24 protein-coding genes and 2 tRNA genes are annotated in these 23,420 nt (G+C 71.5%); 7 read left to right on the top strand and 19 right to left on the bottom strand.

The window, feature by feature from the left end; all coding sequences use genetic code 11:
* Window positions 1–301: 301 nt before the first annotated feature.
* Genes ITJ54_RS00220 through leuC form a run of 6 tightly spaced genes read right to left on the bottom strand, consistent with a single transcriptional unit; the run spans window position 302 to window position 6,807 of the window.
* Entirely contained in the window at window positions 302–1,387 is a 1,086-nt protein-coding gene (locus tag ITJ54_RS00220; RefSeq protein ID WP_194625373.1) for a D-alanine--D-alanine ligase family protein, read from the bottom strand.
* 32 nt (window positions 1,388–1,419) lie between these two features.
* Entirely contained in the window at window positions 1,420–2,547 is a 1,128-nt protein-coding gene (locus tag ITJ54_RS00215) for an NAD(P)H-dependent glycerol-3-phosphate dehydrogenase (RefSeq protein WP_416354882.1), read from the bottom strand.
* Complete coding sequence (locus ITJ54_RS00210) at window positions 2,540–3,406, bottom strand: lysophospholipid acyltransferase family protein (protein WP_194625372.1); 867 nt, start codon at window positions 3,404–3,406, stop codon at window positions 2,540–2,542. Before ITJ54_RS00210 ends, ITJ54_RS00215 begins: the two co-directional genes overlap by 8 nt.
* Window position 3,407: 1 nt before the next feature.
* Window positions 3,408–4,775, bottom strand: a complete 1,368-nt coding sequence (gene murA, locus ITJ54_RS00205) for a UDP-N-acetylglucosamine 1-carboxyvinyltransferase (RefSeq protein ID WP_071273028.1) — start codon at window positions 4,773–4,775, stop codon at window positions 3,408–3,410.
* Window positions 4,775–5,371 carry a 3-isopropylmalate dehydratase small subunit gene (leuD, locus tag ITJ54_RS00200; RefSeq protein WP_071273025.1) on the bottom strand — a complete coding sequence of 199 codons (597 nt, stop codon included), beginning with the start codon at window positions 5,369–5,371 and terminating at the stop codon, window positions 4,775–4,777. Before leuD ends, murA begins: the two co-directional genes overlap by 1 nt.
* Window positions 5,371–6,807, bottom strand: a complete 1,437-nt coding sequence (leuC, locus tag ITJ54_RS00195; RefSeq protein WP_194625371.1) for a 3-isopropylmalate dehydratase large subunit — start codon at window positions 6,805–6,807, stop codon at window positions 5,371–5,373. The genes leuD and leuC overlap by 1 nt, the downstream gene beginning before the upstream one ends.
* 169 nt (window positions 6,808–6,976) lie before the next feature.
* Between leuC and ITJ54_RS00190 the strand changes: the two genes are divergently transcribed.
* A complete protein-coding gene (locus tag ITJ54_RS00190) occupies window positions 6,977–8,044 on the top strand; it encodes an FUSC family protein (RefSeq protein WP_194625370.1) in 1,068 nt (355 codons plus the stop codon).
* 60 nt (window positions 8,045–8,104) lie between these two features.
* On the top strand, window positions 8,105–8,530 hold the full coding sequence (locus tag ITJ54_RS00185) for a GNAT family N-acetyltransferase (RefSeq protein WP_194625369.1): 426 nt from the start codon (window positions 8,105–8,107) through the stop codon (window positions 8,528–8,530).
* On the opposite strand, the gene ITJ54_RS00180 is transcribed toward ITJ54_RS00185, so the two are convergent.
* From ITJ54_RS00180 to ITJ54_RS00170, 3 genes are read right to left on the bottom strand one after another with little or no spacing between them, the layout of a single operon-like run.
* Window positions 8,527–9,129: a histidine phosphatase family protein gene (locus ITJ54_RS00180; protein WP_194625368.1), complete on the bottom strand. Its 603-nt coding sequence runs from the start codon at window positions 9,127–9,129 to the stop codon at window positions 8,527–8,529. The genes ITJ54_RS00185 and ITJ54_RS00180 overlap by 4 nt on opposite strands.
* Entirely contained in the window at window positions 9,126–9,500 is a 375-nt protein-coding gene (crcB, locus tag ITJ54_RS00175) for a fluoride efflux transporter CrcB (RefSeq protein WP_194625367.1), read from the bottom strand. Before crcB ends, ITJ54_RS00180 begins: the two co-directional genes overlap by 4 nt.
* On the bottom strand, window positions 9,497–9,925 hold the full coding sequence (locus tag ITJ54_RS00170; RefSeq protein ID WP_194625366.1) for a fluoride efflux transporter FluC: 429 nt from the start codon (window positions 9,923–9,925) through the stop codon (window positions 9,497–9,499). Before ITJ54_RS00170 ends, crcB begins: the two co-directional genes overlap by 4 nt.
* A gap of 84 nt (window positions 9,926–10,009) precedes the next feature.
* On the opposite strand from ITJ54_RS00170, the gene ITJ54_RS00165 reads away from it, so the two are divergent.
* From ITJ54_RS00165 to ITJ54_RS00150, 4 genes are all read left to right on the top strand, one after another.
* Complete coding sequence (locus ITJ54_RS00165) at window positions 10,010–10,195, top strand: hypothetical protein (RefSeq protein WP_194625365.1); 186 nt, start codon at window positions 10,010–10,012, stop codon at window positions 10,193–10,195.
* A 26-nt stretch (window positions 10,196–10,221) separates the two neighbouring features.
* Complete coding sequence (locus tag ITJ54_RS00160) at window positions 10,222–11,439, top strand: cupin domain-containing protein (RefSeq protein WP_194625364.1); 1,218 nt, start codon at window positions 10,222–10,224, stop codon at window positions 11,437–11,439.
* A 95-nt stretch (window positions 11,440–11,534) separates the two neighbouring features.
* Window positions 11,535–12,371, top strand: a complete 837-nt coding sequence (locus ITJ54_RS00155; RefSeq protein ID WP_194625363.1) for a sucrase ferredoxin — start codon at window positions 11,535–11,537, stop codon at window positions 12,369–12,371.
* Between the two features lie 69 nt (window positions 12,372–12,440).
* Window positions 12,441–13,568 (top strand): GntR family transcriptional regulator, encoded by a 1,128-nt coding sequence (locus ITJ54_RS00150; protein WP_194625362.1) that lies wholly within the window; start codon window positions 12,441–12,443, stop codon window positions 13,566–13,568.
* On the opposite strand, the gene ITJ54_RS00145 is transcribed toward ITJ54_RS00150, so the two are convergent.
* The 5 genes from ITJ54_RS00145 to ITJ54_RS00125 all read right to left on the bottom strand — a co-directional run bounded on the left by ITJ54_RS00145 (window position 13,522) and on the right by ITJ54_RS00125 (window position 19,114).
* Window positions 13,522–14,577: a glycoside hydrolase family 76 protein gene (locus tag ITJ54_RS00145; RefSeq protein WP_194625361.1), complete on the bottom strand. Its 1,056-nt coding sequence runs from the start codon at window positions 14,575–14,577 to the stop codon at window positions 13,522–13,524. The genes ITJ54_RS00150 and ITJ54_RS00145 overlap by 47 nt on opposite strands.
* Window positions 14,574–15,830 (bottom strand): ABC transporter substrate-binding protein, encoded by a 1,257-nt coding sequence (locus tag ITJ54_RS00140; RefSeq protein WP_194625360.1) that lies wholly within the window; start codon window positions 15,828–15,830, stop codon window positions 14,574–14,576. The genes ITJ54_RS00145 and ITJ54_RS00140 overlap by 4 nt, the downstream gene beginning before the upstream one ends.
* Before the next feature lie 64 nt (window positions 15,831–15,894).
* The gene (locus ITJ54_RS00135; protein WP_194625359.1) at window positions 15,895–16,833 is read right to left on the bottom strand and encodes a carbohydrate ABC transporter permease; all 939 of its coding nucleotides are present in this window, start codon (window positions 16,831–16,833) and stop codon (window positions 15,895–15,897) included.
* Window positions 16,830–17,813: a carbohydrate ABC transporter permease gene (locus ITJ54_RS17730; RefSeq protein ID WP_194625358.1), complete on the bottom strand. Its 984-nt coding sequence runs from the start codon at window positions 17,811–17,813 to the stop codon at window positions 16,830–16,832. The genes ITJ54_RS00135 and ITJ54_RS17730 overlap by 4 nt, the downstream gene beginning before the upstream one ends.
* Window positions 17,810–19,114, bottom strand: a complete 1,305-nt coding sequence (locus tag ITJ54_RS00125; protein WP_194626154.1) for a glycoside hydrolase family 125 protein — start codon at window positions 19,112–19,114, stop codon at window positions 17,810–17,812. Before ITJ54_RS00125 ends, ITJ54_RS17730 begins: the two co-directional genes overlap by 4 nt.
* Before the next feature lie 142 nt (window positions 19,115–19,256).
* Here ITJ54_RS00125 and ITJ54_RS00120 point away from each other — a divergent pair, with 142 nt between their 5' ends.
* Entirely contained in the window at window positions 19,257–20,795 is a 1,539-nt protein-coding gene (locus ITJ54_RS00120; RefSeq protein ID WP_194625357.1) for a glycoside hydrolase family 76 protein, read from the top strand.
* A gap of 53 nt (window positions 20,796–20,848) precedes the next feature.
* Here ITJ54_RS00120 and ITJ54_RS00115 read toward each other — a convergent pair.
* From ITJ54_RS00115 to ITJ54_RS00095, 5 genes are all read right to left on the bottom strand, one after another.
* Window positions 20,849–20,924: transfer RNA gene (locus tag ITJ54_RS00115), tRNA-Glu, on the bottom strand.
* Between the two features lie 60 nt (window positions 20,925–20,984).
* A tRNA-Glu gene (locus ITJ54_RS00110) sits at window positions 20,985–21,060 on the bottom strand.
* Between the two features lie 122 nt (window positions 21,061–21,182).
* A complete protein-coding gene (locus tag ITJ54_RS00105; protein ID WP_194625356.1) occupies window positions 21,183–21,812 on the bottom strand; it encodes an MBL fold metallo-hydrolase in 630 nt (209 codons plus the stop codon).
* Between the two features lie 220 nt (window positions 21,813–22,032).
* A complete protein-coding gene (locus ITJ54_RS00100) occupies window positions 22,033–23,112 on the bottom strand; it encodes a LacI family DNA-binding transcriptional regulator (protein WP_194625355.1) in 1,080 nt (359 codons plus the stop codon).
* Between the two features lie 23 nt (window positions 23,113–23,135).
* Window positions 23,136–23,420, bottom strand: coding sequence for a hypothetical protein (locus ITJ54_RS00095; RefSeq protein WP_194625354.1), 285 nt, complete (start codon window positions 23,418–23,420; stop codon window positions 23,136–23,138).

The following is a 23,420-nucleotide window of genomic DNA, read 5'->3' as shown; positions in this document are numbered from 1 at the left end:
CGGTGCGTGGCGACCAACCGCCGGACGGGAGGCTCGGCGCACGTCCGGCACCGAGCCTCCCGTCCGGTGGAACGCGCGTTCCCACCTGCTGACGCCCCGGCGGCGAGTCGGATCGCGCGTTGGAGGTCAGGACTTCCGACGACCTACGCGCGAAATGACCCACCACGCGCGAGTCGACCTCCTCCGCGCGGGACGACGCACCACGCGGGACGACTGCCCGCGTGCGGAAGGACTCACTACGCGCGAAACGACCTGCTACGCGCGGAACGACTCAACACGCGCGGGACGACGCACCGGCACGTCAGCGGATCGCGGCGCGACCCAGCTCGATGAGCTCGGCGACGAGCTCCGGGTAGGACACCCCGGTGGCCGCCCAGCACCGCGGGTACATCGAGAACGGGGTGAAGCCGGGCATGGTGTTGACCTCGTTCACGACGAAGCCGTCGTCGGTGAGGAAGCAGTCGACCCGGGCCAGACCCGAGCCGCCGATGGCCTCGAACGCGCGGGCGCCGATGGAGCGGATCGCATCCGTCTCGTCCTCGGTCAGGGGCGCCGGGCAGAGGAGCTGCTCGTCGCCACCGAGGTACTTGGCGGCGAAGTCGTAGAAGCCGTCCTCGGCGACGACGATCTCGCCCGGCAGGCTGGTGCGCGGAACGCCGTCGCGGCCCTCGAGCACGGCGACCTCGACCTCGCGGCCGAGGACCCGCGGCTCGACGATGACCTTGCTGTCGTGCTCGAAGGCCAGGTCCATCGCGGCGCCGAGCTCGGACGGCTCGTCGACGCGCGAGACGCCCATGCTCGAGCCGGCCCGAGCGGGCTTGACGAACAGTGGCCAGCCGTGGATGGCGATGCTCTCGGCGGTCCCGAGCCGGTCCGCGTCCCACTCGCGGCGCAGCACCGTCGACCACGGTGCGACCCGCAGGCCGGCGTGCTCGAGGACCGCCTTGGCGACGTGCTTGTCCATGGCCAGGGCGCTGGCGAGCACGCCGTCCCCGACGTAGGGCAGCCCGGCGATCTCGAGCATGCCCTGGATGGTGCCGTCCTCGCCGAACGGGCCGTGCAGGATCGGGAAGACGATGTCGACCGCGACGGTGGTGACGGAGCCGTCCGGGTGTTCGACCGTGAGCTCGCGGGGTTCGGCCGCGCTCGGGAACCGCACACGCGTGCCGTTGTCCGGCACCACCGGCAGGTGCTGGCCACGGAGTGCCCACGCCGACGGGTCGTCCGGCTGGAGCGTGAAGTCGCCGTCCTTCGTGATGCCGACGGGGACGATGTCGTACGCGGTCCGGTCGACGGCGTCCATGATGCCGCCGGCGGTGACGCAGCTGATCTCGTGCTCGCTGGAGCGGCCGCCGAACAGGACGACGACGGTGGTGGTGCTGGTCATGGACGCTCCTGGTTGCAGAGTGGCCGGACCGGTCACTCGCCCTGGGGCTCGTCGGTCTCGGTGAGGTGCGGTGCGATGTTGCGCGGATCGAGCCTACCGGCGAGGACCTCGGCCACCTGGCCCACGATGGGCATGTCGACGCCGTTCGCCGCGGCGAGGGCGAGGATCGGCGCGACGGACGCGAGCCCCTCGGCGGTCTGGTTCATCTGCCGGACGACCTCGTCGAAGCGGTACCCCTGGCCGAGCAGCCGGCCGGCGGTGTTGTTGCGCGAGAGCGGCGACTGGCACGTGGCGATGAGGTCGCCGAGGCCCGCGAGCCCGGACAGCGTCGACGGCTGCGCACCGAGCGACACCGCGAAGTCGGTCATCTCGGCGAGGCCGCGCGTGATGATCGACGCCTTGGTGTTCTCGCCGTAGCCGACGCCGTCCACGATGCCGATCGCGACGGCGATGAGGTTCTTGAGCACCCCGCCGAACTCGGTGCCGATGACGTCGGTGTTGATGAACGACCGGAAGTACGGGTTCGTCGCGACGGCGGCGACGGCGGTCGCGGTGTCGATGCTCGAGGACGAGATGACGGCAGCGGTCGGCTGACGCCGGGCGATCTCGAGCGCCAGGTTCGGGCCGCTCGCGACGGCGATGCGGTCCTGGTCGATGCCGAGGCCCTGCAGCAGGACCTCGCTCATCCGCAGGCCCGTGCCCTTCTCGACGCCCTTCATCAGGCTGACGACGGGCACGCCGGCTGGCAGCAGTTCGCGGATCGCGTCGAGGTTGGACCGCAGGGTCTGCGACGGCACCGAGACGTAGACCTGCTCGACGCCCTCGAGCACCCGGGCCAGCGAGGTGTTCGCGGTCAGGGTGCGGGGCAGGTTGATGCCGGGCAGGTACTCCGAGTTGCGCTTGGTCTCGGTGATCTCGCGGGCGATCTCCGGACGGCGGGCCCAGAGGACCGTCTCCGCGCCGCCCTCCGCGAGGACCTTCGCGAAGGTGGTGCCCCAGCTGCCGGCACCGATGACGGCGACGCGCGGCTTGTCGGTGGACTGCATGACGACGCGGATGGCCGCGGTGTCGACGGCGCCGCGAGCGGCGACGGAGGGGTCCGGGTGGTCGTCGTGCGGGCGGAGGCCGGGCGCGGTGGTCCGGTCGGCTGCGTCACTCAAACTTGCCGGTCTCCTTCTGGTTGTTCGCGCTCGGGTCCCAGCGCTTGGCGGGGGCCTGCTCGCCGCGGAGCTGTTCGACGAGCGCGGTGATCTGCGCCATCAGCTCCGCCGTCACCTCGGCCAGCAGCTGCTGGTCGAGGGGCTTGCCGCGGTACGCCGACAGGTCCATGGGCTTCCCGACGATGACGTCCACGTGCGCCTGGCGGAACAGGTGCAGCCGCTTGGAGTACCGCGGCATGATCCGCTGCGTGCCCCAGTGGGCCATCGGGATGAGCGGCACGTCGTTCTCGAGCGCGATCCTGGCGGCACCGGTCTTGCCGCGCATCGGCCACAGGTCGGGGTCACGGGTGAGCGTGCCCTCCGGGTAGACGATCACCGCGCCGCCCTGTTCGACCAGGCTGCGGCCGCCGCCGAGCGGGTCGTTGAGGCGCGTGCGCCCCGACCGCTCCACCGGGATCTGGCCCATGCCGGTCATGAGACGCCCGACCAGCGGCACGCGGAAGATCGACGCCTTGGCGAGGAACCGCGGCAGGCGTCGACTGACCCAGACCGCGGTGCCGACGACCAGCGGGTCGATGTTCGTGTAGTGGTTCGGCGCGAGGACGAACGCCCCGTGCTCGGGCAGGCGGTTCGGCCCGTGCCAGCGGTACGCCGACACCCAGCGGAACAGCGGGATCACGAAGACCGAGGTGATGCGGAAGGCGGTGTTGCGCTCGCCCCGCTTCCACCGCCTGCCCGGGTTGGGCAGGCCGGTGGTGACGGTGTCGAGCGCGCGGGCGTCGTCGGGGCGGTCGACGCCGTCACGCCCGCTGCTGCGGTCGCGACCGGCGCCGTGCGCGGCGGCGTCGTCGTGCGTCATCTCAGCCGGCGAAGTCGAAGTCCGCCCCGAGCTTGCGCAGCTTCGGGATGAAGTGCTCGTACCCGCGGCTGATGATGCCGACGTTCGTGATGTGCGACTCACCCTCGGCGGTCAGCGCCGCGATGAGGTGGCTGAAGCCACCACGGAGGTCGGGGACGCGGACGTTCGCGCCGTGCAGCTTGGTCGGGCCGGTGATGACGGCGGCCTGCTCGAACGGACGGCGGGCGACGCGGCGGTCGTGCCCGGGCAGCCCCTCCTTGTGCACGACGATGTCGGCACCCATCTCGTTGAGGGCGTCGGTGAAGCCGAAGCGGTTCTCGTAGACGGTCTCGTGCACGACGCTGCGGCCCTCGGCCTGGGTCAGCGCCACGACGAGCGGCTGCTGCCAGTCGGTCATGAAGCCGGGGTGCACGTCGGTCTCGATGACGACGGGCTTCAGGACCTCGAGCTCCCGGTAGAACCGGATGCCGTCCTCCTGGATGTCGAACCCGCCGCCGACCTTGCGGAAGACGTTGAGGAACGTCATGAGCTCCTGCTGCTTCGCGCCCTCGACGAAGATGTCGCCGTTGGTCGCGAGCGCGGCGGACGCCCAGCTGGCTGCCTCGTTGCGGTCGTTGATCGCCCGGTGGGTGTAGCCGCGGAGCGACTTCACGCCCTCGATGAAGATCGTGCGGTTCGGCTCGACCGTGATGATCGCGCCCATCTTCTGCAGGATCGCGATGAGGTCCATGATCTCGGGCTCGATCGCGGCGTTGCGGAGCTCGGTGGTGCCGTCGGCGAGCGTGGCGGAGAGCAGGACCTGCTCGGTCGCACCGACGCTCGGGTAGGGCAGCTCGATGTCCGCGCCCTTGAGGCCGTTCGGCGCCGTGATGTGGATGCCGGAGATCTGCTTGTCGACAACCGCGCCCATGGCCCGGAGGGCGTCGAGGTGGAAGTCGATCGGACGGTCGCCGATGCGGCAGCCGCCGAGGTCGGGGATGAAGGCCTCACCGAGCTTGTGCAGCAGCGGGCCGCAGAACAGGATCGGGATGCGGCTCGAGCCGGCGTGGGCGTCGATCTCGGCGAAGTGGGCCGACTCGACGTTCGACGGGTCGAGGATGAGCTCGCCTCGTGCAGGGTCCGTGATGCGCACACCGTGCACCTCGAGCAGCGCCCGGACGACCTTGACGTCGGAGATGTCCGGGACGTCCTTGAGGATCGACGGAGTGTCGCCGAGCAGGGAGGCCACCATGGCCTTGGTCGCGAGGTTCTTGGCCCCGCGGACTTCGATGCGCCCGACCAGCGGCTTGCCACCGCGGATGACGATCTCGTCCGACTTGAGTCCCACGCGGGCTCCTGCTGCTGCTGCGTCCTGTACGAGAGAGTTCACTACTTCACCGGCAATGTTTTCGGCCGCCAGTTTCCACGGCGGGATTCGAACTCCGTGATCGAGGTCTCGTCACGGAGGGTGAGCCCGATGTCGTCGAGCCCTTCCATCAACCGCCAACGAGTGTAAGCGTCGATCTCGAAAGCCACGTCCACATCGCCCAGCGACACGCGCTGCGTCACGAGGTCGACCGTGGCCTCGATCCCCGGGTGGGCCTCGATCTCGGCCCAGAGCCGCTCGACGTCGGGCTCGGTGACCATCGCGGTGACCAGGCCCTGCTTGCCGGCGTTGCCCTTGAAGATGTCGGCGAAGCGGGGCGAGACCACCACGGAGAACCCGAAGTCGCGGAGGGCCCACACGGCGTGCTCGCGGGACGACCCGGTGCCGAAGTCGGGCCCGGCGACCAGGACCTTCGCGCCCTGGTACCGCTCCTGGTTCAGGACGAACTCGGGGTCCTGGCGCCACCCGGAGAACAGCGCGTCCTCGAAGCCCGTCTTCGTGACGCGCTTCAGGTACACGGCCGGGATGATCTGGTCGGTGTCGACGTTCGACCGCTTCAGCGGTGCGGCGATCCCGGTGACGGTGGTGATGGCGTCCATCAGACGGCTCCTTCGAGTGCGGACTCGTGCTCGTTCGTCAGGTCCCAGGGGCTCGACAGCGTCCCGCGCACCGCGGTCGCGGCGGCGACGAGCGGTGACACGAGGTGCGTGCGGCCGCCCTTGCCCTGGCGTCCCTCGAAGTTGCGGTTCGAGGTGCTCGCGCAGCGCTCCCCCGGCGCCAGCTGGTCCGGGTTCATGCCGAGGCACATCGAGCACCCGGCGAAGCGCCACTCGGCGCCGAAGTCGGTGAAGACCTTGTCGAGCCCCTCGGCCTCGGCCTCGAGCCGGACGCGGGCGGACCCCGGCACGACCATGACGCGCACGCCCGGTGCCTTCTCGCGGCCCTTGATCACGGAGGCGAAGGCCCGGAGGTCCTCGATGCGGGAGTTGGTGCAGGACCCCATGAAGACCGCGTCGACGGCGATGTCCTTCATCGGGGTGCCCGCGGCGATGTCCATGTACTCCAGCGCCCGGGACGCCGCAGCGCGGTCGTTCGGGTCGGCGTAGCTGGCCGGGTCGGGCACGGACTGCGACAGCGAGACGCCCTGCCCGGGGTTGGTGCCCCAGGTGACGAAGGGCTCCAGCGTGTCGGCGTCGATGAACACCTCGGCGTCGAAGACAGCGTCGTCGTCGGTGGCGAGGGTGTCCCAGTACGCGACGGCCTCGTCCCAGTCGGCGCCGGTCGGGGCGTGGTCGCGGCCCTGGACGTAGTCGTAGGTGGTCTGGTCGGGTGCGACCATGCCGGCGCGGGCGCCCGCCTCGATCGACATGTTGCAGATCGTCATGCGGCCCTCCATGGAAAGCGCCCGGATCGCCGAGCCGCGGTACTCGAGCACGTAGCCCTGCCCACCGCCGGTCCCGATCTGCGCGATCACGGCGAGGATGATGTCCTTCGCGGTGACGCCGGTCCGGAGCGTGCCCTCGACCGTGACGGCCATCGTCTTGAAGGGCTTCAACGGCAGGGTCTGTGTCGCCAGGACGTGCTCGACCTCGCTCGTGCCGATGCCGAACGCCATGGCGCCGAACGCCCCGTGGGTCGAGGTGTGCGAGTCACCGCAGACGACGGTGATGCCCGGCATGGTCAGGCCGAGCTGCGGGCCGACCACGTGGACGATGCCCTGCTCCTTGTCGCCCAGCGAGTGCAGGCGGACGCCGAACTCCTCGCAGTTGCGACGGAGCGTCTCGATCTGGATGCGGCTCGTCGGGTCCGCGATGGGGCGGTCGATGGCGAGCGTCGGCGTGTTGTGGTCCTCGGTCGCGATCGTCAGGTCGAGACGACGCACCGGGCGACCGGCCTGCCGCAGCCCGTCGAAGGCCTGGGGACTCGTCACCTCGTGCACGAGGTGGAGGTCGATGTAGAGGAGGTCGGGGTTGCCGTCCTCGCCCTTGACGACGACGTGGTCGTCCCACACCTTCTCGGCGAGCGTCCTGCCCATGCTCTCGACCCTTCGGTTCGTGTCCGTCCACCCCGCTGTCGCGGCGCGGTGCAGCGATGCTACCACTGGTATACCAACGCTCCCACCCCGCCGCGTGGCCGGTTCGGCACGGCCGGGAGGCTCGCCCTCCGTTCGGCGACACGTGTCGCGGTGAGAGGATGGCCGGGTCATGCAGAAGCCGCCGCACTCGTCCCGCACCGTCAACCTCGAGGGCGCGACGCGCGCCGCGATCGCCGGTGGGGCACCGCTCGCGCTGCTCATCGCCCTGGGCATGCCGGACTACGCGGCCTTCGCGATGTTCGCCGGGTTCACCGCGGTGTTCGGGCAGACCGAGCCCTACCGGCAGCGGGCCGTCACCACCGGGGTCGCCGGGGCGCTGCAGACGCTGTGCATGTTCGCAGGCATCGGGGTCGCGCTCGTCGGGTCGCCGCTGTGGCTACAGGCGGTCGGGCTCGTCGTCGTGCTCGTCGTCGCGGTCGGCACGCTCAGCGCGCTGCGGGCGATCCCGGCGCAGCCGATCTTCCCGGTGTTCGCGTTCGTGGTCTCGGCGCTCGTGCCGCTCCGGCCGTCGGACCTGCCCCTCGTGACGACGATCATCCTGGGGTCCGTCACGTGGGCCTGGCTCGTCGCGATGTCCGGCGCCGTGGTGCGTCGGGTCGGCCATCCGCGCGCCCCGCACGCCTTCCGCCCGCTCGGCGACCGGAAGCACCGCGACCTGTCGGTGCTCCGGACCGCCGCGCTCTGGGAGACCGTCGCGCTCAACGTCGTCGGAGCACTCGTCGCCGGGTCGGTCGCCGAGACGATCCCCGGACTCGGGCACCCGTACTGGGCGGTCATCGCGGTGGTGTCGATCCTGCCGGCCCTGCGACAGCGCCACACGGTCGTGCGCGCGGTCCAGCGCCTGGTCGGCACGGCGGGCGGCACGGTCATCGCGGTCGGCATCCTGCTGCTCGAACCGGGCCTGTGGTGGATCGTCGTGATCGCGGTCGTCGGGCAGTTCTTCGCCGAGGTCTTCGTGGCGCGGCACTACGCCGTGAGCCTGCTGTTCCTCACGCCGCTCGCGCTCGCGGTCTCGTGGCTGAGCCTGCCCGAGGCGCCGGAGCTGCTGGCGCTCGACCGGATCGCGCAGACGACCCTCGGCGCCCTGGTCAGCGTCGCCCTGCTCGTCGTCGGACGGGGCATCGAGCGGCGGCGTGGGCGAGCGCTCGGGGCCACGAGCACGATCCGCACCGTCTGACCGGCGGTTCCGTCTGTTCGGCGGTTCCGTCTGACCGGCGGTCTCGGGCAGGATCGCGTCATGGACACGAACACCATGCGGCTCGTCGAGGGCCCGCCGCCGCTGGCCCACTACCTCCGCCTCCGCCGCGACTCCGGGCTGACACCGGTGCGCGCCGACCAGGGTGCCGCCGCGGTCACCGGCAGCTGGACGGCGTGCCACGTGGTCGACGCCGACGGCGTGCCGGTCGCGATGGGTCGTGTGATCGGCGACGGCGGCTGGTACTTCCACGTGGTGGACGTCGCCACCGACCCGGACCACCAGCGGCGGGGACTCGGGCGCCGGGTCGTCGAGTGGCTGATCGCCGACGTCCGCGCCCGGGCACCGGAGGGCGCCTACCTGTCGCTCGTCGGCGATCCCCCCGGGCAGCGGCTGTACCGGTCGCTCGGGTTCGACGACGTCGCCCCGAGCCTCGGGATGGCGATGGTGCTCGGGGCGGACGACTAGCGCGGCTGCAGGTTCCAGGTGTCGATGACCGGGCGGCCGTGCTCGTAGCCGAGGATGCTGACCGAGGCCGTGCCGAGCTTCAGCACCGCGCCGTCCTGCGGGGCGAGGCGGATCCACGCGGCGCCGATCGCACGCAGGACGTGCCCGTGCGCGACGAACACGGCGTCGTGCCCCTCGGCGAGGAACGGCCGGGCGCGGTTCAGGACGCGTTCCGCCCGCACTCGGACCTCCGCGGCGTTCTCCCCCGGCGTGGCACCCGCCGGGACACCGTCGGTCCAGAGGTCCCACGGCCCGTGGCGCTGCACCTTGATCTGCGGCGTGGTCAGCCCCTCGTACGCGCCGTAGTCCCACTCGTACAGGTCGTCGTCGAGCTCGGGGTCGACACCGATGAGCGCCGCCGTGGCCCGGGCGCGCTGCAGGGGGCTGGACAGCGCGAGCGCGAACTCGCGGTCGGCGAGGTACCGGCCGGCCCGTTCCGCCTGTTCGATGCCGTTGTCGGTGAGCGGGATGTCCGTGCGGCCGGTGTGCTGGCCGCTCTTGGACCACTCCGTCTCGCCGTGGCGGACGAGGACGAGTTCGCCGGGGCGTTCCGAGGTCATGGGTTCCTTCCGATCCAGAGGCCGAGCGCGGCTGCGCCGACCGAGACGACGAGCATCCCGAGGCCGTTCAGGACGGCGAGCCGGGTCTTGCCGGATCGGAGGAGCTGCACGGTCTCGACGCTCGCCGTCGAGAACGTCGTGTACCCACCCATCATGCCCGTGCCGAGGACCGCGACCGCCGGGAGCGGCAGGGTCCCCGCCTCGCCGAGCCCCGTCAGCAGGCCGAGGACGAACGACCCGGAGACGTTGATGACCATCGTGCCGAGCGGGAACCCGGCGACACGCGCCTTCACGGTGCCGTCCAGCACGAAGCGCAGCGCCGCACCGACACCGCCCCCGACGGCGACGAGCAGCAGTTCGAGCGGGGTCACCGTGCGCGCTCCTGCCCGCGCACGCGTCCGGCCGTCCAGAGCCCCGCGACGACCGCGGCGAGCCCGAGCAGCACGGAGAGCAGCGCGTACCCGCTCCCCACGGCCCACCGACCCGAGTCGAGCAGCCGTGCGGTGTCGTCGGCGAGCGTGCTGTAGGTCGTGAAGCCCCCGAGGACACCCGTGCCGACGAACAGCCGGACGGTGCGTCGTCGCCCGACGTCCGGCCCACGACGCGCCAGGACGTCGAGCAGCAGCCCGAGGCAGAACGCCCCGACCACGTTGATGCCGAGGATGGTCCAGCTCACCCCGTCGACAGCCGGCAGGAGGTCCGCGAGCACCGCGCGGACGCCGGTGCCGAGCGCACCGCCGAGTGCGACCAGGCCGATGAGTCCCCAGCGGTGGTGGGGTGGTCGCTCGTCGTTCACCTGACCAATCCTGGACCGTCGCCAGCCGGACGTCCTACTCTCGGGCTCAGACGGCACTCCGGCCGACTGACGAGAGGGAGCTCCATGAGCATCAACGACGACGACATCACGACGGACACCCAGAACGCCGGCGAAGGCCCCGCTGACGGCGGCGCGAACCCGAACGGCCACGACGGCGGCGCGGACGGCTCCGCGGACGCCGGCGAAGGCCCCGCAGACGGCGGCGCCAACCCGAACGGCCACGACGGCGGCGCGGACGGCTCCGCGTGAGTCGAGGACCCGACACGACGGAGACGGTGAGCGCCCTCGACCGGTGCATCGCCGTCTCCGTCGCGGAGTTCGCCGCGGACCACTGGGGCAAGCGCGCGCTGCTGAGCAGTGCCGCTGACCTCGGCACCACGTTCGACGACCTCTTCTCCACCGAGGCCGCCGACGAGCTGCTCTCGGTCCGGGGGCTCCGCACGCCGTTCATCAGGATGGCGAAGGAGGGCTCGGTCCTGTCGCCCGGTGCCTTCACCGCGCCGGGCGGCTACGGTGCCGAGGTCGGTGACCAGGTCAGCTCCGAGAAGGTGCTGGCCGAGTTCGCCGCCGGGTCGACGATCGTGCTCCAGGGGCTGCACCGCACCTGGCCGCCGCTGCAGGAGTTCACCCGCCGGCTCGTCGCCGAGCTCGGACACCCCGCCCAGGTCAACGCCTACATCACCCCGGCGTCGTCCCGCGGCTTCGACCCCCACTACGACGTGCACGACGTGTTCGTGCTGCAGATCGCGGGCCAGAAGCGCTGGGTCATCCACGAACCCGTCCACGAGCTGCCCTTCGCCGACGAGCCGTGGGGCGACCGACGTGACGCGGTGGCCGCTCGCGCCACCGGGGAACCCGCCATCGACACCGTGCTCTCCCCCGGCGACGCCCTGTACCTGCCGCGCGGGTGGCTGCACTCGGCGACGGCACTGGTCGGCACCACGATCCACCTGACGATCGGCATGCCGGCCGTCACCCGGGCCGACCTGGCGCGGGACCTCATCGGTCGTGCGCTCCGGTCGGACCGGCTGCGTGCCTCGTTGCCGCTCGGCATCGACCTCGCCGACCCGGCACAGATCGCCGACGACGTCCGTGCCGCGGCGGAGGACCTCATCGCCTCCCTCCAGGGTGCAGCCGACGGCTCCGCCGTGGACGAGGTCGCGGTGCGGGTCGGGTCCCGGTTCCGCCGGTCGACCCGTCCGAAGCCGGTCCGCCCGCTGCACACGGTCGAGGTCGCCGCGGCCCTGACCGGGGCCGTCCAGGTGCGCTGGCGCGACGAACTGCACGCCGCCGTGCGGGAAGAAGGCGACCAGGTCGTCATCGTGCTCCCGACGAAGACGGTCCGGCTGCCTGCCGTGGCACTCGCGGCGGTCCGGGCGCTGCACGGCGGCGGGACGTTCGCCGTCGGGGCACTCCCCGCGCTCGACGAGGACGACGCCGTCGTCGTGGTCCGTCGGCTCCTCCGGGAAGGCGTCCTGGTACCCGTCCCGTGACCGAGTGGCGCCGAACGGGCCCTGCGCTCGGACCGCCCCGCTCCCGGGGCGGTCCGGCGTGCAGCGTGCGGTCCCGGGCGAGCGACGAGGACCTCGTGGCCACCGCCTCCCCGGGGCGGCGCTGGCTGCTCGTCGAGGTCGCGAGCGCCTGGGGCTGGGACGTCTGGACGCAGTCGCCGGCGCTCCCGCCCGAGATCGGCACCGCCCTGGCGCGGCGTGCCCAGCGTGCCGGCATGCGCATCCTCGCGATCCGCCGGACCGGGCGGCTCCGCGGTGCCGGACGCTGGCGGTGGGCCGTGGTCGACGCCGACGCCGACCAGCCGACGGTGCGCTGGGGCGAGGTCGACGGTCCCGAGGCGCTCCTGACGCTCCCGCTCGACGGCAGCACGGGCGAGCTGTCCGACCGACCCGTGTTCGCCGTGTGCGCCCACGGCCGTCACGACGAGTGCTGCGCGGTCCGTGGTCGCTCGGTCGTGGAGCGGCTCGCTGCCGCCTACCCCGACGAGACGTGGGAGTGCTCCCACCTCGGCGGCGACCGGTTCGCAGCGACGACGATGGTGTTCCCGCACGGGCTGAACCACGGCCGCGTCGACGAGCACGACCCCGTCGTCATCGCCGAGCAGTACCTGCGCGGCCGCGTCGCCCCCCTCGGGTTCCGTGGTCGGTCGACGCACACGCACGTCGAACAGGCAGCGGTCGCGGCCGCCGTCGCCGAGACCGGGGACGACCGGATCGACGCGTTCCGGCCGCTGTCGGTGTCCGAGCCGACGATGGACGGCACCGACTGGTCCGTCGACCTCGACACCGACGGACGCCGCGTGCGCGTCGACCTCGAGCGGGTGCGGACCGCCGCGACGTACACGACCTGCCGCGCGACGCTCGCCGTGGAGGTCCCGCGCTTCGTCGTGCGCAGCGTCACCCTCTCCGCGTGACCGTCGACCGAGGTCGAGCCATCGCTTCTGCTCTTGCCGTATTCTGAATAGACGGATTGAGGAGCGGCGATGCTGTACCAGACCACGTTCGAGGACCTCCGGTCCCGCATCACGAGCGGTGAGTTCCCCGTCGGGCAGCGTCTGCCGTCCGAGGCCGACCTGCTCGCGCACTACGACATCAGCGCGATCACGCTCCGACGTGCGCTCGACATGCTCCGGGAGGACGGCTACGTCGCGCGGCGACCACGCGTCGGCACCACCGTCGTGAGCGCGGAACCCACCACGGGCCGGCAGCCGACCGCACGCTCGGAGATCGGGGTCGTCCTGACGAACTTCGACGACACGTTCGGCACCCGGGTGCTCGAGGGGATGCTCGACGAGGCCGGCACGGAGACCGACGTCGTCGTCAAGCGCACCCACGGCGACCACGACGCCGAGGACACCGCCATCCGCGCGCTCGCGGGTCGCGTCCGGGGGCTCGTCGTGCTGCCGAGCAGCTCGGAGTTCATCCCGCCCGCCGTGCTCGAACTGCTGCCGGAGGGGTTCCCCGTGGTGATCCTCGACCGGCGGTACGAGGGCATCCCCGTCTCGGACATCTCGACGGACAACATCGCCGCGGGGGCCGCGGCCACCGAGCACCTGTTCGGCCTCGGCCACCGCACGGTCGCACTCGTGACCTCCGACAGCCGTGTCACCTCGAACGACGACCGCCGGCGCGGATGGGTTGGCGCGCACGCCCGCCACGACAAGGCCCTCGACGACCGGCTGGCCTTCCACGACGTCGAGTCGACGCTCCCCGGTGCCACGGACAGCCCGGATGACGACGTCGCCCGGCTGACGGCGTTCATCGAGGCGCACCCGGAGGCCACCGCGTTCGTCGCCGGCGAGTACAACATCGCCCTGCTCCTCCGCGACGCCCTGGAGCGGGTCGGCAAGCGGGTGCCGGACGACGTCTCCATCGTGTGCTTCGACCATCCCGACGCGACCTTCGACCGGCGGCTGTTCCGGTTCACGCACATCGCGCAGGACCAGCCGGGGGTGGGCCGTCAGGCCGTGGCGCAGGTGCTGCGACAGGCACGAGGCGAGAGCGGCTCCCGGAAGATCCTCGTGCCTGCGCAGCTGGTGCCCGGCGCGTCGACGGCTCCGCCGCCTACCGGTCGAGCCGGGCGCGCAGCTCGGTCGCCATCGCGGCGCTGAGCTGCGTGGAGAACGGCACCGGACCCACGGAGGCCGTGGTCCAGTCGTTCGCGGCCGGCCGGTCGAGCTCCTCCGGGAACGTCCCCCAGAGCGCGTCGGTCCCGGCACGGACGAACGCCGTCAGGGCGACGCGGTCGGGGTCCCCGTCCGGCAGCCGCTCGAGGAGGAGCCCGAGGTAGCGGTAGTACACGCCCTTGAACAGTCCCTCGTCGCCGCCGTCGCCCTCCTGGCGGAAGACGACGCCGTCGGACAGCTCGGTCACCGCCGTGCGCGCCGTGCGGACCGCGACCGCCACCAGGTCCTCGTCCGGTCGATGGTCGGCGAGCTCGACGGCGGCCCCGACGTACAGGCCCTGGTTGTAGGTGAACCGCCACTGCGTGTCCACCCGCCCGTCCCCCTCGCGGTTGACGCCGTCCTCGACGAACCCGTCGCGCGGGTCGACGAGGTGCTCGGTCAGCCAGTCGAACGCGGTGTCCGCGTACCGGGCGAACCGGTCGTCGTCCGTGAGGCGGTGCAGGCGTGCACCGAGGATGACGAGCGGTCCGTTGGCCGGCGTGTTCTTGTACGCGAGCTGCTGCCTGCGCCACGCCAGGCTGGTCCCGCCGTGGTCGTTCCACCCGTGCTCGACCACGTGGTCGAACAGGGCGACGACGTCCTCGAGGTACCTCGGGTCCCCGGTCGCACCGTGCAGGCGCAGGGTCGCGAGGGCGAACCACAGCATGTCGTCGAAGTAGTCGTTGAACAGCGATCCGCCGTTCCGTTCGACGATGTTCCGGTGCACGCTCCTGGCCTGCTCGAGCCGGACCGGGTCGCCACTGCGCTCGTATGCGTCGAGGCGGACGTCGATGAGGTGGGCCAACCACCAGTAGTTGAAGGTGCCGTCGTCGGCGTCCTCCACCGGCCAGGCGTTGTGGAGGTACTGCGGCCAGGGCGCCCCCCAGAGCTGCTCGATGCTGTCCTGGATGCGGTCGGCGCGGTCGGCCCAGACGCCGGTCATGGTGTCGGTCACTTGCGGTTCTCCTGGAGGATGCGGTCGCCCTGCTTCGCGGCCTGGGCGAGTGCCTGCTCCGCCGTCAGCTGGCCGGACATGAACTTTTCGAGCGCCGGGGTGAGGGCCTTGCCCTCGACGTCGCTGTACCCGGGCACGGCCGGGCGGACCGACGCGTAGTCGAGCGTCTTCACGAACCCGGCGTAGCGCGGGTCGTCGGTGAAGAACGGGTCGTTCGCCGACGACCGGTTGGCGGGGATCCACCCGGAGACCTTGGCGAAGTCCACCCCGTTCTCGGCCTTCGTGGCCCACCACTTCTCGAACGCCCATGCGCCGTCGGCCTGCTGCGCACCGGTCGGGATCGCGAGTCCGAAGCCGCCCATCACGGCGCCCTTGTCACCACCGGGACCGGCGACCGGCTCGGTCACGCCCCACTTGAGCCCGTCCGCCTTCTCCAGGTTCGGCACGTCCCACGGGCCGTCGTACTTCATCGCCGCCTGGCCGGCCGCGAAGACGTCGTTGCTGTCCCCGAACCCGTTCGTGTAGACGCCGTCGTCCATCAGGCTCTTCCAGAAGTCGAGCACCTCGACGCCCTGCGGGCTGTCGAACGCCGTCGCCGTGCCGTCCTTCGTCAGGAGTCGCCCACCGGCCTGCTGGAGCCACATCGAGAACAGCCCAGGGTCGTTCAGCATGAACCCGGACTGCTGCAGCTTGCCGCCCTTCGCGACGGTCAGCTGCTTCGCGTCGGTCTTCAGTTCGTCCCACGTCGTCGGCGGCGTGAGCCCCGCCTTCGCGAACAGGTCCTCGTTGTAGACGAGCGACCGGTTGTCGACGAGGAGCGGCAGTCCGTAGAGCTTGCCGTCGACACGCATCTCGGAGAGCGCCTGCGGGTAGAACTCCTTCGTGTCGACGTGGTCCTCCTCGACCCGGTCGTCGATGGCCTGCAGTGCCCCCTTCGGCGCGTAGAGCGAGGTCTGGTAGCGGTCCCAGAGCACGAGGTCCGGGACCTTCCCCCCGGCGATCGCGGTGAGCAGCTTCTGCTCGACGAGTTCCTGCGGGACGTACTTGACCGTGTACTTCGTCTGCGCCTCGTTGAAGGCGCTGGTCATGGTGTTGATCTGGCTGACCTGGTCACCGGACCAGGAACCCCACATGGTCACCTCCTGGCGGCCGCCGGCGCCGGTGGCGCCGGACGACCCGGAGGAACACCCGGTGAGGACGAGTGCAGCGGCGGCGAGCGCAGCGGCTGCGGCGATGATGCGTCGTGACGTCATTGTCGTGGCCTTTCTGATGTGCGGGGACCGGCAGGACCGGCATCCCCGGGGAGGACGGGATGACCTACTTGGTGCCGGCGTGCGCGATGCCCTCGATGATCCAGCGCTGCGCGAGGACGAACACGAGCAGGACTGGGAGCATCGTGATGATGGTCCCGGCCATGAGCGGGCCGTAGTTCGTGGTGTGGTCGTTGACGAACCCGGCGAGGCCGACCTGGACGGTCATCATCTTCGGGTCGTTGAGGACGATGAGCGGCCAGAGGAAGTTGTTCCAGCCGGCCTGGAAGCTGAGCAGGCCGAGCACGGCGAGCCCGGCCTTCGTGAGCGGGAAGTAGATGACGGCGAAGATGCGGAACTCCCCCGCACCGTCGATGCGGGCGGCCTCGCCGAGCTCGTCGGGCAGCGACTCGAAGAACTGCTTCATGAAGAAGACCGCGAACGCGCCGGCTGCACCGGGGACGATGACGGCCCAGTAGGTGTTGATGAGGCCGAGGCCGCCGTTGCCGCCGACGTCGTTCCCGCCGAGCAGCGGGAAGTGTCGGAGGATGAGGAACGTCGGGATCATCGTCACGATGCTCGGCACCATGAGCGACGACAGGAACGTGACGAACACGGCCTGACGCCCCGCGAACCGGAGCTTGGCGAGCGCGTACCCGGCGAGCGAGCCGAAGAACAGGTTCGCCACGGCACCGCCGACCCCGAGGACGAGCGAGTTGACGAAGTAGCGGCCGTACGGGACGGTCGTCACCGCCTGCACGTAGTTGTCGATGGTCGGGTTCGCCGGGATCAGGGACAGCGAACTCGCCAGGATCTCACCCGCGGGTTTGAGCGAGGTCGCGAGCGTCCAGACGAGCGGTGCGACCGTGATGACGCTGACGAGACAGACGGCGACCCACCAGGCGATGGTCTTCGTGCGCTTCACGGCCGCGGCACGGCGGCGCAGCTGGTCGCGGTCCCGCTCGGTGGCGGCTCCGGAGGCGGGGCGGGTGGCTGTCGTGGTCATCGGTCGGTGTCCCGGTTCGTGAGGCGGGCGTTGACGAGGGAGAACGCGAGGATGATCACGAACAGGATGAACGAGAGCGCGGACGCGTAGCCCATCTGCAGCGACCCGAACCCGCGGTCGTAGATGTAGTAGACGATCGTGACGGTGGAGTTGCCCGGACCGCCCTTGGTGAGCACGTACGCCTGGTCGAACACCTGGAAGGCGTTGATGATGAGCAGCGTCGACACGAGGAACGTGGTGCGGCGGACGCTCGGCACCACCACGTACCGGAAGACCTGCCACGCGTTCGCACCGTCGAGCCGCGCCGCCTCGCGGAGGTCCGGCGAGACGCCCTGCAGCCCGCCGAGGAAGATCATCATGTTCCCGCCGAAGCCGGCCCAGACGCTCATCATGACGATGGCGGTCATGGCCCAGTGCGAGTCGTACAGCCAGGCCGGTCCGTTGATGCCGAACCAGCTGAGCGCCTCGTTGAGCAGACCGTGCTGCGGGTCGAGCACCCAGTACCAGATGGTCGCGGTCGCGACGGTGGACGAGACGACCGGGATGTAGAACAGCGTGCGGAAGACGCGTGCGCTGCGGGCGCTGCGGTTCAGCAGCAGCGCGGTGGCCATCGCGATGACGAGGCCGAGCGGCACGTACAGCACCGTGTAGAGCACGGTGTTGCGGAGCGCGATCCAGAAGAACGGGTCGGAGGCGATGTCGACGTAGTTGTCGAACCCGGTCCAGGTGAGCGGGCCGATGACGGCGTAGTCGCTCAGGCTGACGACGGCGGCGATGACGACCGGGAGCGCCGTGAAGAGCAGGAACAGTGCACCCGGCAGCGCGAGGAACACCCACGCTGCCCGGGTCTGCTGCTTCCGGGTCGCGCTGACACCGCTCCCCCGCTCGGTCCGCCGCCGTCTCGGGGGCGTGGCGTCGAGGGCATCGTCGGCTTCGCCCGCGACGACGGCCTGCTCCTCGGGGGTCGTGACGACGCTCACCGCGTGCCCCGTCCCGAGACCGGCACGCGCACGGGTGCGGCGCGCAGCCCGGCGAGGTCGAGCACGAACTCGCAGAACATCGCGTTCGCCCAGGAGAACCAGGGGCGGGTGTACGTGGTGGGGTCGTCGACGTCGAAGGACTCGTGCATGAGCTCGGTCCCCGCGTGCGTGGCGCAGAGCTGGCGCAGCAGGAGTGCCCGCTCGTCCGGGTCGGTGGCGGTGAGCCCCTGGACGGCGAGGGCGATCGGCCAGACGTTGCGCCCGGGGGTGTGCGGGCTGCCGATGCCGCTGCCGGCCGCCCCGCTGAACCAGGACGGGTTCGTGGGCGAGAGCACGGCGGCGCGGGTCCGACGGTAGAGGGCGTCGTCCGGGTCGCACCAGCCGAGGAACGGCAGGGACAGCAGGCTCGGCACGTTCGCGTCGTCCATGAGCAGGGAGGCGCCGGCACCGTCGACCTCGTAGGCCAGGACCGTGCCGTGGTCGGGGTGGTCGAGGACACCGTGCGTCCGTATGGCGTGGTCGATCTCGTCGGCGAGGGCCGTTGCCCGTCGTGCCAGGTCCGCGTCGTCCAGCACCGCCGTGGCGAGCTCGGCGACGTGTCGCAGCTCGGTGACGGCGAAGGCGTTCCCCGGGATGTTGAAGCCCAGCGTCGTCGCGTCGTCGCTCGGCCGGAACGCGCTCCAGGTCAGACCGGTCCGCACGGTGCGCGGGCCGCGCCCCTGGCGGACGAGCGTGTCGCTCGGCAGCAGCGGGTCGGGTCGCTCGAACCGGTACGACGAGCCCGTTTCGTGGTCCTGCTCGACGGTCCACAGCGCGATGGCCGCACCCGCGACCTCGGCGAACCGGTCGAGGTGGTCCGTGCGTCCGGTGCGTTCCCAGAGGTCGTACGCCAGACGGATCGGGTAGCAGAGCGAGTCGATCTCGTACTTGCGCTCCCAGACCCAGGGATCCATCGTCGTGGCGTCGTCGGCGTGCCCGGCACCGTCAGGGGCGCGGTTGAAGGCGTTGGCGTAGGGGTCGATGAGGACGTACTCGAGCTGCCGCCGCGACACGGACGCCACGGTGTCGGCCAGCGCCTGGTCCTCGGCGACGAAGTGCAGGTACGGGGTGAGCTGCGCGGTCGAGTCGCGGAGCCACATCGCCGGGATGTCGCCGGTGACCATGAAGGTCGTCCCGTCCGGCATCGCCGTCATCGTCGTCGACAGGGTGTTGGCGAAGCAGTTCGCGAACACCGCGCCGACTGCTGACCCCATCCGGTCCTCGACCTGCTGGGCGACCCTGCCCACGAGGTCTGCATGCATCTGAGCCACGTTGCTCCCTTGACATTCACTGGTACTGCTCCAACTATATGGATTACCCCAATCCACGCAAGAAGTAGTTCAAGTATACTTTTTACGCCTGCACGCGGCAGGGCGGATCGGACCTCGGATCGAAGGAGATCCCATGCAGCACAGACTCGTCGGCCTGCTCGTGGCCGGTGCCGTCGCGACGGCCACGCTCACCGGCGTGGGCGTCGCGGCCGACCCTGGCCGAGCCTCCGCCCTGACCACCACGCAGGCGACCGACGCGTACGACGCGTTCGTCGCCACCTACTGGGACGCGGACGCGAAGTACTTCACCACCTACAGCGACCGCCAGGTCCACCAGGAGCACGCGGTCGGCCCGCAGGGCGGGCTGTACACCGACTACTGGTGGGAGGCCCAGAACTGGGAGGCGGTGATGGACCGCTTCGAGCGCACCCACGACGCCGCGAGCCGACAGATGATCGACGACGTCTTCGACGGCTGGCAGGCCGCCTACCCGGACTTCCGGCAGAACGACTGGAACGACGACATGGGCTGGTGGGCGCGCGGCGCGGTCCGCGCCTACGAGCTCACCGGGGAGCAGCGGTTCCTCGACGAGTCCGAGGAGGTCTTCGGCTTCATCGCACAGTACGAGGACACCACGTACGGCGGCGGCATCTGGTGGAAGAACGTCGACGTCGGCGACGGCAGCAAGAACGAGAAGAACGTGGCGACGAACGGCACCGCCGTTCAGACCGCGCTCCGGCTCTACGCGGCGACCGGGGACACGACCTACCGGGACACGGCCGAACGCCTCTTCGCCTGGCTGCAGACCGACTTCGACCGGAACGGGCACATCCGCGACCACGTCAGCGGCACCGGGCAGTTCACCGACTACGACTGGACCTACAACCAGGGGCAGTACGCCGGGGCCGCGCTGCAGATGTACCTGGTCACGAACGACCAGCAGTACCTCACCGCCGCCACCCGCTCGGTCGACTGGGCGATCGCGAACCTCACCGTCGCCGGCACCTTCGTGAACGAGGGCTCGAGCGACACCCAGGGCTTCAAGGCGATCCTGACCCGGGACATCCGTGACCTGATCGACGACGCCGGACAGACGCAGTACGAGTCGGTCCTGACCGCGAACGCGTCGCAGGCGGCCGCGCACGTCTCGCCCGAGGGGATCGGTGGGCCCGACTGGACGGCGCCCACACCGTCGATCGGCACGACGCCGCAGCAGTCCCTCGCCGCGTCCGCGACCGTCGCGGTGCTGCAGCAGGCCACGCCCGACGGCTCCACGGCCGTGGTGCAGGGCGACGGGGTGTACCAGGCCGAGAACATCGACCACCCGGGCATCGGGAGCGAGTCGTCGAACGCCGGGTTCACCGGCCGCGGCTACCTCGCCGGGTGGAACGCCGTGGGCACCGCGGCGACCGCCCACGTCAACGTCGCGGCCGCGGGGTCGCACACGCTCACGCTGCGGTACGCCGCGGCGGCCGGCACCGCGACCCGGACCGTCAGCGTCGGCGGTGGCGCACCTGTCACGGTGACCTTCCCGGCGACCTCGTCGTGGTCGACCTGGGCCACCGTCACCGTGTCCGTCCCGCTCGGCACCGGGTCGAACGCGGTGACGATCAGCAACGCATCGAGCAGCGGCAACTACCTGAACCTCGACCGGGTGGCCGTCTCGCTCTGAGGGCGCCGGACGACGACGAAGGCCCCCGCCGGATCCGGCGGGGGCCTTCGTGCTGGTGACCCCAGCGGGATTCGAACCCGCGTTACCGCCGTGAGAGGGCAGCGTACTAGGCCGCTATACGATGGGGCCGCGGCTGGCTTCGGGAACGACGTTCCCATGCCTGTTGTCGGACTCGGAGCATGTCACCTGTGGTGACCCCAGCGGGATTCGAACCCGCGTTACCGCCGTGAGAGGGCAGCGTACTAGGCCGCTATACGATGGGGCCGTTCCGACAACTCGACAAGTATGGCACAAGCCGCGCAGGCTGCCAAAACGCGGTGTGTCGCACGGGCGTGCCGCGTGACGGAGCCGAGCCGGGCCTCCCGTCCGCCCTGACGGTGACCCGCGTCAGACCGTGAGCGACTCGCCCGGAGCGAGCACGACGACCGAGCCGGTCGGGGCGACCGCGTCGCGGAGGCGACCGACGTGCATGTCGAAGCCGATGGCGGAGAGCGTGGCCTCGTGGACCGGGTACGCACGGCGTGGAGCCACGGCTGCGACGAAGTCCATCATCTCGGCGACCTTCAGCCACGGAGCGCCGACGGGCGCGGCGAGGACCTCGACCGGCACACCGGGGACCGTGTAGGCGTCGCCTGGGTGGAACAGCCGGCCGTTCACGAGCACCCCGGTGTTGTCGACGACGGGGACGGAACGGTGGATGACGTTGTGCCGGGTCCCGTGGAAGGTGAGCGCGAACGGGCCGATCTCGCGGTGGTCGCCGCCGGTGACGACCTCGACGTCGATCTCGGGCAGCACCCGGGCGACGCCGGCCGGGCCGAGGACGACGGCTCCGGGGTTGCGCTCGAGGATGCCGGCGACCTGCTCGGGCGTGACGTGGTCGGGGTGCTCGTGCGTGACGACGACGGCGACGACGCCGGTGGCCTCAACCGGGCGGGTGAAGCCGCCGGGGTCGATCACCAGGCGGGCGTCGCCGATGGTGACGACCTGGCACGCGTGCTCGAGCTTGGTGACGTCCATGCCGGCGAGCGTACGCGGGGGGCGGCGGGCGGCGGTTGCGGCGGGGCTGGCGGTGCGGCGCTGGCGGCGGGCGGCGGCCACGGCAATGCGTCGCCGCGGGTGCGCACGGCAGGATCGCGCCCCGGTACGGACATCGCGCCCCGTCAGACCAGGGCGCGATGTCCACGGCAGGGCGCGGCACGCGGCAGCCCCCCCCTACCCCGGCCCCGGCCGGCGCCCCCTACCCCCGCGGCACCCCCGTCGTCCCCCGCACCACGAGGGTCGCGGGCGCGGGCGGCACGGCCTCGGGCCGAGCCCCGTCGACCTCGGCGAGCACCGCCCGCGCGGCCACCCGCCCCTGCGCCTCGGGGTCCTGCGCGACCGTCGTCAGGCCGACGGCAGCGCCGTACTCGTGCCCGTCGATGCCGATCACCGACAGGTCGTCCGGCACCCGGAGCCCGAGCCGCCGTGCCGCGAGCAGCACCCCGAGCGCCATCTCGTCCGAGGCGCAGAACACCGCGGTCGGACGCCCGGACACGGACGCAGACCCGCACCCCGCCGCAGACCCGGACGCAGACCCGGACCCCGCCACGGACGCGGACCCGGTCCCGGACCCGCCGAGCAGCATGGCCCCCGCGGCCACTCCCCCGGCGAACGAGAACCGCCCGTCCGCCAGCCACGACGGCGGCACGTGCAACCCGGCAGCCGCCATCGCCCCGAGGAACCCGTCCCGCCGCCGGTACGGCACCGCGACGTTCATGCCGGCCTCGTCCTGCCCTCCGACGTACGCGATCCGCCGGTGTCCGAGGCCGAGCAGGTGCCCGACCGCGGTGGCCGCGACCGCGACGTCGTCGACCCCGACGTTCCGCAGGCCGGGTGCCGGTCCCCCGATCACGATCATCGGGTGCCTGGTGAGCTCCAGCTCGGAGCGCTCCGTCTCGTCGAGGACCAGCGAGAGCAGCACGAGCGCGTCGACCCGGTGCCGCAGCATCGACCGTCGGAACGCCCGGTCGCGGTCGCCGCCCGGCCCGCCGAGGTTGTAGAGCACCAGGTCGTACCCGGCCCGGCGCAGCTCGACGTCGACACCGCCGATGGCCTTGGCGTAGAACCACCGGTCGATGACCGGCACGACGACGCCGACCGCGCGCTGCCGTCCGGTGGCCAGGCCGGCCGCCGCCGAGCTCGGCACGTACCCGAGCTCGTCGGCGACCCGCCGCACGTGGTCGACGGTCGTCTCCGCCACCGACGGCAGCCCGCGCAGCGCCCGGGACACCGTCGCCTTCGACAGCCCGGTGACGGTCGCGATCTCCTGGATCCCCACCGCGGTGCCGGCCAGGAGGCTCGTCAGCCGTCCGACGCGCGCGTCGCGTCCCCGGGACCCCGGCTCGCGACCACGGGCGACGGTGCCGACGTCGTGTCCGCGCTCCGCCGGAGCACCAGGACGCGCCAGCGGTCGAGCACGACGACGACGAGGACCAGGGCCAGGAGCGTCAGCGCCCAGCCGAGCGCCGGCCGACCGGAGAGCTCGCAGGCGATGGTGACGACGAGGAACACGACACCGAAGAAGCCGACGAAGCCCATGGCCTCCTCGATCGGTGCCGAGGGGCGACGGGGTGCTCTGAGCGCCAC

Source organism: Curtobacterium sp. VKM Ac-2865 (assembly GCF_015350905.1).
In the GTDB taxonomy this organism is placed as follows: domain Bacteria; phylum Actinomycetota; class Actinomycetes; order Actinomycetales; family Microbacteriaceae; genus Curtobacterium.
Note: the sequence above shows the minus strand (reverse complement) of the source record. Positions and strands in the feature narration are given on the sequence as shown.

Excerpts from the sequence above, each read along its gene's own strand:
- leuC (WP_194625371.1), bottom strand. The coding sequence starts at position 6,807 with ATGGGCAGGACGCTCGCCGAGAAGGTGTGGGACGACCACGTCGTCGTC.
- ITJ54_RS00220 (WP_194625373.1), bottom strand. The coding sequence starts at position 1,387 with ATGACCAGCACCACCACCGTCGTCGTCCTGTTCGGCGGCCGCTCCAGC.
- ITJ54_RS00140 (WP_194625360.1), bottom strand. The coding sequence starts at position 15,830 with ATGACGTCACGACGCATCATCGCCGCAGCCGCTGCGCTCGCCGCCGCT.
- ITJ54_RS00210 (WP_194625372.1), bottom strand. The coding sequence starts at position 3,406 with ATGACGCACGACGACGCCGCCGCGCACGGCGCCGGTCGCGACCGCAGC.
- ITJ54_RS00165 (WP_194625365.1), top strand. The coding sequence starts at position 10,010 with ATGAGCATCAACGACGACGACATCACGACGGACACCCAGAACGCCGGC.
- ITJ54_RS00120 (WP_194625357.1), top strand. The coding sequence starts at position 19,257 with ATGCAGCACAGACTCGTCGGCCTGCTCGTGGCCGGTGCCGTCGCGACG.
- ITJ54_RS00150 (WP_194625362.1), top strand. The coding sequence starts at position 12,441 with ATGCTGTACCAGACCACGTTCGAGGACCTCCGGTCCCGCATCACGAGC.
- ITJ54_RS00135 (WP_194625359.1), bottom strand. The coding sequence starts at position 16,833 with ATGACCACGACAGCCACCCGCCCCGCCTCCGGAGCCGCCACCGAGCGG.
- ITJ54_RS00180 (WP_194625368.1), bottom strand. The coding sequence starts at position 9,129 with ATGACCTCGGAACGCCCCGGCGAACTCGTCCTCGTCCGCCACGGCGAG.
- ITJ54_RS00125 (WP_194626154.1), bottom strand. The coding sequence starts at position 19,114 with ATGCATGCAGACCTCGTGGGCAGGGTCGCCCAGCAGGTCGAGGACCGG.
- ITJ54_RS00190 (WP_194625370.1), top strand. The coding sequence starts at position 6,977 with ATGCAGAAGCCGCCGCACTCGTCCCGCACCGTCAACCTCGAGGGCGCG.
- leuD (WP_071273025.1), bottom strand. The coding sequence starts at position 5,371 with ATGGACGCCATCACCACCGTCACCGGGATCGCCGCACCGCTGAAGCGG.
- ITJ54_RS00185 (WP_194625369.1), top strand. The coding sequence starts at position 8,105 with ATGGACACGAACACCATGCGGCTCGTCGAGGGCCCGCCGCCGCTGGCC.
- ITJ54_RS00105 (WP_194625356.1), bottom strand. The coding sequence starts at position 21,812 with ATGGACGTCACCAAGCTCGAGCACGCGTGCCAGGTCGTCACCATCGGC.